Genomic DNA, 14231 nt, shown 5'->3' on the forward strand with positions numbered 1-14231 from the left:
CTTTGTAAATGTTTTGAATGGTCGAAAATTTACTATCAGTCAGACTATTGCGCCTAGGCCCAGTGATGCCAGGAATTTACAAGCACTATCCCCGTTTGGATCACGAAAGGGTGGCTACGCTAGAATCTAGGCGAAACTGCGGGTGTATTGCAATGGTAGAAAGACAGCTTCCCAAGCTTCATACTTCATACGAGGGTTCGATTCCCTTCACCTTCTCAATATTTCGAGGACACCACGGCGGTGGTTTTTGTCGCATCTGGCGCTGTGCATGAACACTATTAGCCGCTCTTGGTCGGTACGGGGGCCTTTGCGCCGTGGCACAAGCTGACGGTGCGCCGCACCCTGGGGATTCGATCTAGGCTGTGATCCGCGTTCTTGTGCCATCTCTATTGAGATTTAAGGCTGCATGAGTCGCATGAGGTCTGATTGCTTGTGGCAACCAGTCTTGTCGAAGAGCGCGCGCAGATGGGTGCGCACCGTGGCGTAGGTAACCCGCATCTCATCGGCAACATCGCGCGGGCTCAGGCCTGTACACAGGCGCTCCAGTACACGGGTCTCGGCAGGAGTGAGCCCGTAGTGCTTGGCCAATCGAGCTTGCCAAAGCGTGGTGACATCGTCGGGCGGCGGTAGTTCAATCGTTAACAGGGCGTGTGCGAGCGGCCAAGCCGTAGCGTACGGTGCCGCACCGGCAAGTGGGGCAATGCGGAGCACTGCACGGCGCAGGCGTCCAGCCATGGGAAGGGCGGCAACCAACAGCCGGCCACCACCGGCATCAGCTGCGCGCACGGCTTGATGCAACGTGCCGCTGTCGAGGTCACCGATTCTCATCAGTCGGCGTGCACCGGCACGCAGCCATGGTGCCGACACCATCAGTTCGCGGGCGCAGCGATTTGCGTGCTCGATGGTCAGTTCCTCTCGGAGCACCCAGGTAGGTTGAGGCAGCGCGTCGAGCGCGCCTTCGGCGATGCGGTCGAAGTCGCGCGCCTTGCGCAGTGTCCAGTAGGTGTGAATGGCGCGCTGCAAGTGCGGCCAGAGAACGTTGAGTGCTTGCCGCTGCTGTTCGCCAAACAACGACTCGGCACGGCGTGTTTGAAAAAACGAAAGATGGGTGGCCGGCGCAGCTGGGTCATGGTCGCCTATGACTTTCAGGCTGATGACGTTCTCTATCCCGTGGTGCTTGATGAACTCGTTGTAGTACGCAGTACGAAGCACTTCAGGAGCTGGCACCAATTCATCAGCAAGATGAATCTCCCCGCCCCGCCAGACCCGGCCAGAGCGATTGACCGCCTGAAACCAGGGATCTTCGGTCGCCCAATGGGTTGCGAACTCAGGAATAGAGGTAGTCCCGGTTCCGGCTGTCGCGCATAGATTGAGGCCTGCGGGATCGAGTTCGGGCGTGAATACCGCGCCGCCATTGGCGCCCAGCGCCAAACTGATCGTGCTCACCAGCGTGTCCCATCGGTCCGGCTGCAGAGCAGCCTCGTTGGCCAGCGCCACGATTCGCGCGAAGGTCTCTTCGTTCCAACGCATCGATCTCACCTCCCTGGTGCGCGTTGTTGTAGCCGCACCTCTTCTCGCTGCAATCCGCATGCCGCCTCGTGGGCCTGTAAGGTGTATAGCGCATGCGCCGTCGGGCGCCCTCGTCCATTTGGATGAGGAAGCTAGCGCGCAGTCCGAAGAAGCCTTCTGCATTCGGACGATGACGAGGGCTGGGTGTGAATCGATAGTAGTGATGAAAAGGCGTCAGTCAGCAGCAGTGTGCATTGCCATGGCATGTTTGGGAGGGATGACTTCTTATGCATCGATGTCGTGCGGCGACACAAATCATTTGGAGGGTAAGTGAAACACCGAAAGGAATTTCGCGCTTGACATCACATGTTTAGGGCTGGTGAACGCCTGAGTCTGCTCGAATACTGGGTCAGGCGTTCGGGCTCTCTATATCAGAAATCGAAAGAAAGCATCATGCGCACGAGACACTACTTCTGCTGTTTGGTTGCTGCGGCATTGTCGGCCTGCGGTGGCAGCAACGACACGGCACCGCCGGTCGCTATTACGCCCGCAACTCCAGCGAGCGCTGCTACGGTGGTGCTAGATCGATCTCAAACGGTGTCGGGCACAGACTCCAACAACAACGGCATTCGGGATGACATCGATAGTCTCGTCGACTCTTACCCGCTCAGTGCACCCCAGAAAAAAGCATCTTCGCAACTGGCGAGTGCAATCCAGACTGCGCTGTTGACCTCAGGAACGCTTGACCCGGCATACGCAAACGCACAGGAGATGCATCGCGCGCAGCTGTGTATGAATTCGTTGATCTCGGGGTACACCACCTACTCCCGAGATATCGAGGCCAAGACTTTGAACACGGAGCCAAGGATCAAAGCTTGGATTGCCTTTGAAACAGCAATTGCCGGGCAAGTGTTTCCGACTCCACAGGGAGGTATCTGCAAATGAGCACCAGATACTTTTTCAATTTTCAAAAGACTGTAAGAGCGACGCTGCTGATTGCTTTTATTGTTTGGCAGTCCCTGTTCTCTGCATTTGGTCAAACTGGGTCGACTGACATTTGTCAGCCAGCTGGATACATGATTGCCTACATAAATGGCATCAATTCTCCGCTCAGCGCTTCTGGTGAAGTCATCATTGCGTTGAACGCTAAGTACAGCAACAAGTACAAAAATCAGCAGCTGAACTTCCGGAGGATTCAAAATCCATCTGTCAACATCTTCTTAGACACCTTGGAGGTCTTCAAACAAAAGGCACTCGAAGACCCGCGATTCGATGGGAAGTTTGAGATCTTCTGGGCTCTCATGAATGGAGCCACGAGTGTGTTGGCAGAATTCCTTGTGGCGAACCCGCTAATTCAGCCTGCAATTGATGATCTGAGGGCGCGTATCATAAAGAGGGTCAGTGAGAAAATACGGGACTCTATAAATGCACCCCTGCCAGTCACGACTGAAATGGTTGGCAAGATAAAAAATCTACTTACTGAGCGATGGAAGGTGGTTTTGGTTGCGCACAGCCAGGGCAATCTCTTCGCGAACAGCGTCTACGCGGAAATAAAGCCGACCTTGTCGTCAGATTCACTCCGACCAGTTCATGTGGCGCCGGCTACTGCGCAAGTTGTCGGGCCGTATACGCTATCAAGCAATGACCTCATCATTGGGCGCCTTCGGCAATTAACGAGCGTCGTGGCACCAAACGTCGAGTTACCCTACATACCCTTGCACGACCCCACGGGGCACTTCTTTGTCGAAACTTATCTTCGCTCCGGGCCAGACGCCGCGGACCGCGTCTATGGCCACCTTGACTCTGCCATGGACGCAATGACGAGCGAACCCGGCGCCGCCGGAACGGGTCTGTTCACGATCACGTTGAGATGGAACGGATCGGGTGATGTCGATTTGCACGTTTTCGAGCCAAACAGCACCCACGTTTACTATGGGAGCAGAACGGGAGCCAGCGGCGACCTCGATACAGACAATACCGTGGCGGACGGCCCAGAACACTACACTGCATCTTGCGCTGCAGCGAGAATGCAAGAGGGTGTGTACACCGTGGGTATTGCCAACTATTCGCGAGCTGACGGCCGCACTGCAACCCTGCAGTTGAGCACGTTGTCGAGAACTTACGATGCGGTGTCACGCACGCTAGGGGCCGCGACTGGTGATTCATCTTCGACGGTCTTTAAGGTAAGAGTGGCAAAAGACCCAGTAACGTCGGAATTGGCCGTGACGCAAGAGTAACTACGGGGAAACTGACTGGGTAATCGATATCAGTTCCTTGCAAACTGCATCGAGGTGTTGGTGGGTCCGAAACCAGTCGACGAGCGATCCGATTACGATCTCTTCCGCACCGAGCTGGTCAACCTGATCGACCACCGCCACAAGTTGGTCAAGCTCGCCGAATTGATTGACTGGTAAACCTTCGCCGACGAATGGAGCTCGCAGTTAATTCCCACCACCGGGCGCCCCGCGTTGCCGACGCGTCTGATGGTGAAACCTCCTGCTGTGGCTAGGTTGATAGCCCTCGCTAAGGGTGTTATTCGATGTTTTACGACACCACAAACCCCTCCCGTGCTGCCGGATGTCAACGAGCTTTCGAATAGCTGGTCCAGTTCTTGAGATAGGCTATTCTCCGGTAATAACGCTGACCACACGAAGCTGTTGCGTGAGTCACCACGGCCGAGTGTGCGAGAAGCAGCCACTCGCAACCTTCAGTGCGGATGAGGTGATGAAGTGCTGTGACGCTAGAATCCATAGCCATCGCGGGTGTAGTTCAATGGTAGAACGGCAGCTTCCCAAGCGTGCGACCTGAGAGTCGCCCAGTCAGCTGTGACTGGCCACACTGCTTCGAAGTGTGGGAGATGCAGCCCTAGAGTTGCGATCCTCGGATCGCATGGTCAGGTGAGAGCCTGATCGAGTACGGCCTTCGGGTCGTGGGCCTCGGCTAAACCGAGGTCGGGTTGTGAACGCGGCGCAAGCCGTGTGATGAGTTGTTGCTCGGGCGCAAGCCTGCATGCAACCTGGCGTTCAGCCGCCAGTAGCCTAGGTGCAGTGCGGGGTTGGCAACGACCCTGTGCCGAGCGCACTGACAACGTAGCCACCCTCAACGGGTACGTGGTGCCCGTGAGGGTCATCGCGTGATTCTGGAAGTCGAAATCCGGATGAGGCGCAAGGCTGGGTCAAAGGACCAACGTAAGTGAACCACTGGTAAATGCCGTCAAGCTTGAGCGAGCCAAATCGACTGACAGGCTCTGACCAAAACGGTATGTGATCGGATGTCTCCCTGCTTGGTGGGGACACGCTGGCAAAACGATCACCGGCAGAAAGGTGGGGTCCTCCTGACTCGTGCTCGTCGCACGGAACAGGGTAAGCCCGAAGCAGAGTCGCGCCGCGAGGCGTGACAAGTCTGGTTGTAAAATCAGGCGCATCTGTTGCGGGTAGAGGATCGCGGAGAAAGCGAACGCCGGGCTGTAACGGTCTGGATAGGGGATGCAACGATCGCCCCGGCTCGAAAGAGCGCTGACTTCCGTGTGGTGGCCTGTCGCGAGACAGGTCTGCTTCAACCCATCCCGGAGGGGGACATGCCCTTCGGGGCAGTTGTCCATCCTTCGGGACCGGGCGGGCGTAGTTCAATGGCAGAACTTCTGCTTCCCAAGCAGATAGCGTGGGTTCGATTCCCATCGCCCGCTCCACGTCAACGGAGGTTGATATGGACGCAAGCAATTGCGATGTTGCCTCCACCAACTGGACGCATTGGCACGGCATACCGTGGCAGGACGCGCATCAGGTGGTCGGGAGGCTGCAGGCAAGAATCGCGAAAGCAGCAAAGGCAGGCGAATGGCGCAATGTCAAACGCCTGCAGAGACTCCTCACCCGCTCCATCAGCGCGAAAGCGTTGGCGGTCAAACGGGTAACCGAGAACCAGGGTCGCAAGACCCCGGGGATCGACCGGCAGACATGGAGTACTCCGGACGACAAGTGGCAGGCGGTCGGCACCTTGCAACACAAGGGCTACAAGCCGAAGCCGATGAGACGGGTCTACATCCCGAAAGCAAATGGTGACCGACGCCCACTGGGCATCCCGACCATGCGCGACCGGGCCATGCAAGCGCTGCACCTGTTGGCGCTCGACCCGACAGCCGAGACGACCGGCGACACTCACTCCTACGGCTTCCGCCGTGGGCGCTCGACGGCAGATGCAATCGAACAGGTGCGCAACGCGCTTGGACGAAAGCACTCGCCGAAATGGGTGCTGGAGGGAGACATCAAAGGGTGTTTCGACAACATCAGTCACGAGTGGCTGCTCGCCCACGTCCCCATGGACAAAGGCGTGTTGCGCAAGTGGCTGAAAGCCGGGTACTTCGAGGGCAATGCCCTCTTCCCGACAGAGAGCGGGACACCGCAGGGCGGGATCATCTCGCCCGTCTTAGCGAACTTGGCACTGGACGGTCTGCAAAGCAAACTGGCGGGACTCTTCCGCACGGTGCGCGATGCGAGGGCGGCCAAGATCAACTTCGTGCGCTACGCCGATGACTTCATCATCACCAGCAGTTCGCGAGAGCTGTTGGAAGAGAAGATCAAGCCGCTCGTGCAGGAGTTCATGCGCGAGCGCGGGCTCGAACTTTCAGAGAAGAAGACGTTGATCACCCACGTGGACGACGGCTTCGACTTTCTGGGATGGACGGCCCGCTGGCAAGGCGGCATGTTGTTGACGAAACCAGCCAGGAAGAACGTCAAGAACTTCTTGGAGAAGATTCGCGGAACACTGCGGCAAATGCGCACAGCCAGACAGGAAGACGTGATCGACAAGCTCAACCCGGTCATACGGGGCTGGGCCAACTATCACCGAAGCCAGATGGCGACGCGCACGTTCGCGAAGACCGACCATTTGATCTGGCAGGCGCTGTGGCGCTGGGCTCGCCGCCGTCACCCCAACAAAGGGGAGCGGTGGACCAAGGTCCGGTATTTCCGGCGCATCAAGGGTCGCGATTGGCGGTTCGCGGAGAAGGACAAGGCGCTGTTGACGCTGGTGAGCTTCCGCAAGAAGCCCCACACCAAAATCGACGGCAGCCGAAATCCGTACAGCCCGGAAGACGAGGACTACTTCGACGCGCGCCTCGCGCGCAAGATGGAGTCGGACTTGAAGGGCCGCCGGAAGCTGGCGTGGTTGTGGTACTGGCAGGAAGGACTGTGTCCGTGCTGCAACCAGAAGATCACGAAGGAGACGGGGTGGCACATCCACCACGTCGTCAAGCGATCGGAAGGCGGGTCGGAACAGATGAGCAATCTTCAACTGCTCCATCCGAACTGTCATCGGCAACACCACGCCAACGAGTGAGTCAGGGGCACGACCGAAGGCCCCGAAAACTTTGCAGCGGTTACCATTGCCACAAATGGCGCGTGACTTCAGGCTGCTTGAGCCGGATGCGAGGAAACTTGCACGTCCGGTTCTTAGGGGGGAGGGGCCACCGCGAGGTGCCCTTCCTACCCGACTTCATACGAGGGTTCGATTCCCTTCACCCGCTCCATCTTTCCTCGAGGCCACTGCGGTGGCCTTTGTTGCGTCTGGGGCCGCCCCGCATGAACGCTGCTGAGATCCGCCTGCTCGTGGTGGGACCGGTGCCCGGCGGGCTGGCCGCGTCGGCCTGGGGGCCGTTCGCCATCGAGCGTTGCGACTCGCTGGAAGAGGCGGCCGCCCGACTGCGCGACGCGACCTACGATGCCGTGCTGATCCAACTGGCCGACGTAGCGGCCGCGGAGCGCCTGCCGGTCTGGCCGGCGCTGTCGCAAGCCTGCGCCGAGGCCGCTGTGCTGCTGGTGACGGCCGCGCCGGGTGCGCCGCTGGTGCAGCGGCTGATCGAGCGCGGTGTGCAGGACGTGCTGCCGCAGGCCGAGGCCAGCGCCGAGCGGCTCGCGCTGGCCGTGCACCTGGCCATCGGCCGCCAGCGCATCGAGCGCGCGGCGCGCAAGGCCTACGCGACCGACCTGGCCACCGGGCTGCCCAACCAGATGCAGTTGCTGGAGCACGTGAACCACCTGCTGGCGCTGCGCGAGCGCGAGCCGGCGCCGATGGCCCTGCTGGTGATCCGCATCGAGGGCCTGACGACCGCCGAGGCCGCGCTCGGCGTCGCCGCGGCCGGCGCACTGCGCCGCAAGCTCGCGGTGCGTCTGCGCGCGGCGCTGCGGGCCAGCGACGTGGTGGCATCGGTCGGTGCCGATGCGTTCGCGGCGCTGCTGGCGTGGATCGATACGCCCACGGCGGCCGATCGCGTGGCTGCCAAGCTGGTGCGCAGCATGAGCCGGCCGGTGCGCTTGGGTGGGCAGGAGGTTGCGGTGGCGGTCAGCGCCGGCATCGGCCGCTACCCGGAGCACGGCAAGGACGCGCAGACCCTGCTGCGCCAGGCCTTCGCCGAGGCCGCGGGGGCGGTGCCGCTGGGACGGGCGGGTTTCTCGAACCGCGTCGAACGCGGTCCGGCGAGCGCGGCCAACGACGAGACCTAGGGTCCGGGGCCGCCGCTGCACGTTCAGTAGAACAGCAGCCAGAGCAGGCCGCCGATCAGCAACCACTTGCCGGCGTAGTAGACCTGCCGGTGGCTGGCCTTCAGCGCCTTGGCCTGCAGGCGCAGCAGGTAGGCGTAGTGGAAGAAGCGGTTGATGCCGCCCACCGGCTCGTCGCCGGCTTCGTTCTGTGACGACGCGGCGGCCATCACGTGGGTCGCGAAGAAGCGATTGAACCAGCGCACCGGCGCCGTGTGCAGCGGCCGTTCGACGTCGCAGAACAGCACCACGCGCTGCTGCTGCGTCTCGTTGGCGGCGTGGTGGATGAAGGTCTCGTCGAACATCACGACCTCGCCGTCCTTCCAGTGGTAGCGCTGGCCGTCGACCTCGATGAAGCAGCCCGGGTCGTTGGGCGTGGTGAGGCCGAGGTGGTAGCGCAGCGAGCCGGCATACGGGTCGCGGTGGCGCACCAGCGTGGCTCCGGGCGGCAGCGAAGCGAACATCGCCGCCTTGATGCTGGGGATGCTCTTGAGCAGCGCCACCGTCTGCGGGCACAGCACGTTGGCACTGCTCAGGTCCTTGCCGTACCAGGTGAGGTAGAAGCGCTTCCAGCCGGTGCGGAAGAAGGAGTTGAAGCCGATGTCGTTGTAGGCCGCGGCGGCGCGGATCTGGCCGTCGTCGTTGAGCCTGAGCGCCTCGTCGCGGATCGTCCGCCAGTTCGCCTGCAGCGGTGCCAGTTCGGGAAACCCGGTCGGGTCGAGGTAGGCCCTGGCCGGCACGCGCGAGAACAGGTACATCAGCGCGTTCACCGGCGCCAGCACGATGGTGAAGTCGAGCGCCCGCTTCAGCGGAAAGCGCACCTTGCCGCGGAAATGGATGAAGAGCGCCGAGGCCAGGAAGACGATCAGCACCCAGTGGCGTGTTTCGAGAGTGAAGTTCATTGGTTGATGTCGCCCAGGCACAGGTACTTGACCTCGACGTAGTCGTCGATGCCGTGGTGCGAGCCCTCGCGGCCCAGCCCCGACTGCTTGACGCCGCCGAACGGCACCTCGGCGGTCGAGATCAGGCCGGTGTTGACGCCGACCATGCCGTACTCCAGCGCCTCGCCGACGCGGAAGATGCGGCCCACGTCGCGGCTGTAGAAATAGCTGGCGAGTCCGAACTCGGTGGCGTTCGCGAGCCGGATGACCTCTTCCTCGGTCTGGAAGCGGAACACCGGCGCCACCGGGCCGAAGGTTTCCTCGCGCGCGCAACGCATCTCGCTCGTCGCGTTGGCCAGTACCGTGGGCGCGTAGAAACGCTCGCCGATGCGCTGGCCTCCGGTCAGCAGCTTCGCACCCTTGGCGAGCGCATCGGCCACGTGGGCCTCGACCTTCTCCAGCGCCGCCTCGTCGATCAGCGGCCCCTGCGTCACGCCGCCCTCGAAGCCGTTGCCGACCTTGATGGCCTTCACCTTCGCCGCGAGTTTCTCGACGAAGGCGTCGTAGACGCCGGCCTGCACATAGAGCCGGTTGGCGCACACGCAGGTCTGGCCGGCGTTGCGGTATTTGCTGATCATTGCCCCCTCGACCGCGCTGTCGAGGTCGGCGTCGTCGAACACGATGAAGGGCGCGTTGCCGCCGAGCTCGAGCGAGAGCTTCTTGATGGTCGGTGCGCACTGTTTCATCAGGATGCGGCCGACCTCGGTCGAGCCGGTGAAGCTCAGGTGCCGCACGGTGTCGCTGGCGCACAGCACCTTGCCGATCGCTACCGAGCGTTCAGCGTCCGCCGTCAGTACGTTCAGCACGCCGGCCGGCATGCCGGCGCGCTGCGCCAGCTCGGCGACGGCCAGCGCCGACAGCGGCGTCTGCTCGGCCGGCTTGATGACCACCGGGCAGCCGGCGGCCAGCGCCGGCGCGACCTTGCGGGTGATCATCGCGATCGGGAAATTCCAGGGCGTGATCGCCGCGCACACGCCCATCGCCTGCTTGATGACGAGGTAGCGCTTGCTGTTGTCGGTGGTCGGCACCGTTTCGCCGTAGACGCGCTTGGCCTCCTCGGCGAACCATTCCACGAAGCTCGCACCGTAGCCCACTTCGCCCTTGGCCTCGGCCAGCGGCTTGCCCTGCTCGGCCGTCATGATGCGGGCCAAGTCGTCGGCGTGCTGGTGCAGCAGGTGGAACCACTTCATCAGGACCTGGGCGCGTTCCTTGGCGGTCTTGCCGCGCCAGGCCGGCCACGCGCGCTCGGCCGCGGCGAGCGCGGTTTCGGCGTCGGCTGCGCCCAGGTTCGCCACCTGCGCCAGCGCCAGCCCGGTGGCCGGATCGGTGACGGCGAAGCGCTCGCCGCGGTCGACCCACTCGCCGCCGATCAGTGCCGCGGTCTTGAGCAAGGTGGGGTCGGCCAGCGTGGCCAGCGGCGAGTTTTCCATGTCCATCCAGCGTTTGCGAAAGCAGCTTCGATGATACGCGCCGACCCTGTTCCGCACAGGCCATAAGGGCCGCAAACCTATAATGAAAAAGTTTGCTGAATCAAGCACTTGCGCCAGCATTTGCGCGCCTTCGCCGGCCCGCGCAGCGCCCGCCGACCCGACCGAGCCCCCGCATGAAAGCCTCCGAGATCCGCTCCACCTTCCTGAAGTTCTTCGAGTCCAAAGGCCACCAGATCGTGGCCTCGAGCCCGGTGGTGCCCGGCGACGACCCGACGCTGCTGTTCACCAATGCAGGGATGAACCAGTTCAAGGACGTGTTCCTCGGCTTCGACAAGCGCCCGTACTCGCGCGCCACCACGGCGCAGAAGTGCATCCGCGCCGGCGGCAAGCACAACGACCTGGAGAACGTGGGCTACACGGCGCGCCACCACACGTTTTTCGAGATGCTGGGCAACTTCAGCTTCGGCGACTATTTCAAGCAGGACGCGATTGCCTACGCCTGGGAACTGCTGACCGAGGTCTACAAGCTGCCCAAGGACAAGCTGTGGGTCACCGTGTATGCCGAGGACGACGAGGCCTACGAGATCTGGAACAGGCAGGTCGGCGTGCCGGCCGAGCGCATCGTGCGCATCGGCGACAACAAGGGCGCGCGCTATGCGTCGGACAACTTCTGGATGATGGGCGACACGGGGCCCTGCGGCCCGTGCACCGAGATCTTCTACGACCACGGCCCCGAGATCCCCGGCGGCCCGCCCGGCTCGCCCGACGAGGACGGCGACCGCTACATCGAGATCTGGAACAACGTGTTCATGCAGTTCAACCGCGACGAGGCGGGCGTGATGCACAAGCTGCCCAAGCCGAGCGTGGACACCGGCATGGGCCTGGAGCGCATCACCGCGGTGCTGCAGCACGTGCACTCGAACTACGAGATCGACCTGTTCGTGGCGCTGTTGGCGGCGGCGAAGAAGGCGGTCGACGAGGCCGGTGGCGGTGACTGCGGCAAGGACTCGCCTTCGCTGAAGGTGATCGCCGATCACATCCGCGCCTGCACCTTCACGGTGGTCGATGGCGTGATCCCGAGCAACGCTGGCCGCGGCTATGTGCTTCGCCGCATCGCGCGCCGCGCGATCCGCCACGGCTACAAGCTCGGCGCGCGCAAGCCCTTCTTCTATGCGCTGGTGCCGGCGCTGGTGGCCGAGATGGGCGACGCCTACCCCGAGCTGCGCCAGCACCAGCAGCGCGCGATCGACGTGCTGAAGCAGGAGGAGGAAGGCTTCTTCCAAACGATTGCGAACGGCATGCAGATCCTCGATGACGAGACCACTGCCGTTCGTCGCTGTCTCTTGAAGCTGATCAAGGAGCGTTCTTGGTCGATCGAGCGGACTCACTCTCAACTGGGCTCGGGTAGTCAACGAGTTGTTGCTGACGTTAAGACGTCGCAGGGCGCCAGGCGTCGGATTGCCGTGTTTGATGCGCCAGTCAATCAAACGATCTTGGATAGTGAGGTGGTCGAGGTAGCTGCCGATGAGAACTTCTTCGTTGTGGGCTCGCTAAGACCATCTGCATCAATTGCTGCCAGCGGTCTCCAAGATGTTGACCAATCGCTAGCACCACTTGATGGAGACATTGTTTTCAAGCTTCACGATACGTTCGGCTTTCCGATCGACTTGACGGCCGACGTTTGTCGAGAACGAGGCGTCGTTGTTGATCAAGTAGGTTTCGACGTCGCGATGCAGCGCCAGCGAGATCAAGCTCGCGCGGCCGGCAAGTTCAAGATGGCCGCCGGCCTCGATTACAGCGGCGCGGCCACCACCTTCCACGGCTACGAGCAGCTGGTGCACGAAGGCGCCAAGGTCACCGCGGTCTATGTCGATGGCTCTCTAGTGGCCAGCGCCAAGGCCGGTGACGACGCCGTGATCGTGCTCGACCACACGCCGTTCTACGCCGAAAGCGGCGGCCAGGTCGGCGACGGCGGCGAGCTGCGCAACGGCACGAGCCGTGTGATCGTGGAGGACACGCAGAAGATCCAGGCCGACGTGTTCGGCCACCACGGCCGTGTTGTCGAGGGCGAGATCCGGGTCGGTGATGTGCTCAACGCCCGCGTCGACGGCGAGCAGCGCGCCAGGATCGTGCGCAACCACAGCGTGACCCACCTGATGCACAAGGCGCTGCGCGAAGTGCTGGGCACGCACGTGCAGCAGAAGGGCTCGCTGGTCAACGCCGAGCGCACCCGCTTCGATTTCGCGCACAACGCGCCGATGAGCGAGGCGCAGGTCCGCGAGGTGGAGGCCAAGGTCAACGCCGAGATCCTGGCCAATGCCGCGACGCAGGCGCGCGTGCTGCCGATCGAGGAAGCCCAGAAGTCCGGCGCGATGATGCTGTTCGGCGAGAAGTACGGCGACGAGGTGCGCGTGCTCGACATCGGCACGAGCCGCGAACTGTGCGGCGGCACGCATGTGCAGCGCACCGGCGACATCGGGCTGTTCAAGATCGTCGCCGAGAGCGGTGTGGCGGCCGGCATCCGCCGCGTCGAGGCGATCACCGGCGACAACGCGCTGGCCTACCTGCAGTCGCTGGAAGGCACGGTCAACGGCATCGCCGGCACGCTGAAGGCCGCGCCGGCCGAGGTGCCGGGGCGCATCAGCGCGGTGCTGGACCAGCTGCGTGCGCTCGAGAAGGAGCTCGCGGCGCTGAAGGGCAAGCTCGCGTCCTCGCAGGGCGACGAGCTGCTCGCGCAGGCGGTCGACGTGCAGGGCCGGGGCGGGTCGATCCGGGTGCTGGCGGCCCGGCTCGACGGCGCCGACGCGAAGGCGCTGCGCGACACGATGGACCAGCTGAAGAACAAGCTCAAGAGTGCGGTGATCGTGCTGGCGGCGATCGACGGCGCCAAGGTGCAGCTCGCCGCTGGCGTGACCGCCGATCGCATGGGCACGATCAAGGCCGGCGAGCTGGTCAACTTCGTGGCCCAGCAGGTCGGGGGCAAGGGCGGCGGCAAGCCCGACCTCGCGATGGCCGGCGGCACCGAGCCGGCCAAGCTCGGCGCGGCACTGGCCTCGGTGGCGGGCTGGGTCGGCGAGCGGGCCTGAGGGCCGCGGCCGCGGCGGGATGGCGGGGCCGAACGATGACGCTGCGCCGCACCCTCTGCTGCGCTGCCGTCGCGGCCTGTGCCGGCGGCGCCGTGCCGGCCGGGGCCCAATCCGAGGCACCGGAGTTCGTCGCGCCGGCGGGGTCGGCAAGAACCGATGCGGTGCCTGCCGAACGCGCCGATCCGCAGCAGCTCGCGCAGGAGGCGGTCGATCTGTACAGCCGCACCTGCGCCGCCCCGGCCGCTGACGCGGCGGCGCGGGTGGACCTGGCGCTGGCCGCCGGCCTGGCACCGCTGGACGGCGACGCGGCACAGCGCAGCAGCCTGCTCGGCGGTGCGCCCGGCCAGGCCTATGCCGCGCCGGGTCGCGCCACGCTGCTGCAGCTGGCCATCGCCGACGATGGCCGCTGCGTCGTGTGGGTGCAGCAGGCCGACGGGCCGCGCGTGCGGGCCGGCTTTCTGCGCGTGGTCGACGACGTGTACGGGCCGGGGACCTCGCTGCGACCGACCCGCGAGCGCGTCGTGCAGGTCGCCGGCGGCTGGCGCCAGCAGACCGGCTTCGACCTCGGCGACGAACCTGCCCGCCGCGCCTTCGATGCCATCACGCTGGTCGGCAACCGGCCCGGCGTGCAGCTGCTGAGAACCGCGGCCGTCGAGCCGACGACCGCCCGCTGACAGACGCCTGATCCGTTTCGAGTGCGGAGGCAAGGAGCCGGGGAACGCCGGCTGATTC

The 14231-nt window shown here is 63.3% G+C and carries 8 protein-coding genes, 1 tRNA gene and 2 pseudogenes; 8 read left to right on the forward strand and 3 right to left on the reverse strand.

Features of this window, described 5'->3' with window-relative positions; genetic code table 11:
• Positions 1-396: 396 nt before the first annotated feature.
• Entirely contained in the window at positions 397-1530 is a 1134-nt protein-coding gene (locus ACQY9S_RS03125) for a helix-turn-helix transcriptional regulator (protein ID WP_428423114.1), read from the reverse strand.
• Between the two features lie 432 nt (positions 1531-1962).
• Between ACQY9S_RS03125 and ACQY9S_RS03130 the strand changes: the two genes are divergently transcribed.
• The 5 genes from ACQY9S_RS03130 to ACQY9S_RS03150 all read left to right on the forward strand — a co-directional run bounded on the left by ACQY9S_RS03130 (position 1963) and on the right by ACQY9S_RS03150 (position 8006).
• The gene (locus ACQY9S_RS03130) at positions 1963-2454 is read left to right on the forward strand and encodes a hypothetical protein (protein WP_428423115.1); all 492 of its coding nucleotides are present in this window, start codon (positions 1963-1965) and stop codon (positions 2452-2454) included.
• Positions 2451-3746, forward strand: a complete 1296-nt coding sequence (locus ACQY9S_RS03135; protein ID WP_428423116.1) for a hypothetical protein — start codon at positions 2451-2453, stop codon at positions 3744-3746. Before ACQY9S_RS03130 ends, ACQY9S_RS03135 begins: the two co-directional genes overlap by 4 nt.
• A gap of 1377 nt (positions 3747-5123) precedes the next feature.
• Positions 5124-5197: transfer RNA gene (locus ACQY9S_RS03140), tRNA-Gly, on the forward strand.
• 17 nt (positions 5198-5214) lie between these two features.
• Complete coding sequence (gene ltrA / locus ACQY9S_RS03145; protein WP_428423117.1) at positions 5215-6843, forward strand: group II intron reverse transcriptase/maturase; 1629 nt, start codon at positions 5215-5217, stop codon at positions 6841-6843.
• 242 nt (positions 6844-7085) lie between these two features.
• A complete protein-coding gene (locus tag ACQY9S_RS03150) occupies positions 7086-8006 on the forward strand; it encodes a diguanylate cyclase domain-containing protein (RefSeq protein WP_428423118.1) in 921 nt (306 codons plus the stop codon).
• Between the two features lie 23 nt (positions 8007-8029).
• Here the strand turns inward: ACQY9S_RS03150 and ACQY9S_RS03155 are convergent, their stop codons facing one another.
• Both ACQY9S_RS03155 and ACQY9S_RS03160 read right to left on the reverse strand, forming a co-directional pair.
• Complete coding sequence (locus tag ACQY9S_RS03155; RefSeq protein ID WP_428423119.1) at positions 8030-8944, reverse strand: aspartyl/asparaginyl beta-hydroxylase domain-containing protein; 915 nt, start codon at positions 8942-8944, stop codon at positions 8030-8032.
• Positions 8941-10419, reverse strand: coding sequence for an NAD-dependent succinate-semialdehyde dehydrogenase (locus tag ACQY9S_RS03160; protein ID WP_428423120.1), 1479 nt, complete (start codon positions 10417-10419; stop codon positions 8941-8943). The genes ACQY9S_RS03155 and ACQY9S_RS03160 overlap by 4 nt, the downstream gene beginning before the upstream one ends.
• 167 nt (positions 10420-10586) lie before the next feature.
• Between ACQY9S_RS03160 and alaS the strand changes: the two are divergent.
• The 3 genes and pseudogenes from alaS to ACQY9S_RS03175 form a co-directional block, all read left to right on the forward strand.
• A pseudogene (gene alaS / locus ACQY9S_RS03165) lies at positions 10587-11724 on the forward strand (alanine--tRNA ligase); the annotation flags it as partial.
• Between the two features lie 296 nt (positions 11725-12020).
• Positions 12021-13499, forward strand: a pseudogene (locus ACQY9S_RS03170) (alanine--tRNA ligase-related protein); the annotation flags it as partial.
• Positions 13500-13534: 35 nt separating this feature from the next.
• On the forward strand, positions 13535-14173 hold the full coding sequence (locus tag ACQY9S_RS03175) for an NMCC_0638 family (lipo)protein (protein WP_428423121.1): 639 nt from the start codon (positions 13535-13537) through the stop codon (positions 14171-14173).
• Positions 14174-14231 lie beyond the last annotated feature (58 nt).

This window comes from Methylibium sp. (genome assembly GCF_965279545.1).
GTDB lineage: Bacteria > Pseudomonadota > Gammaproteobacteria > Burkholderiales > Burkholderiaceae_C > Methylibium.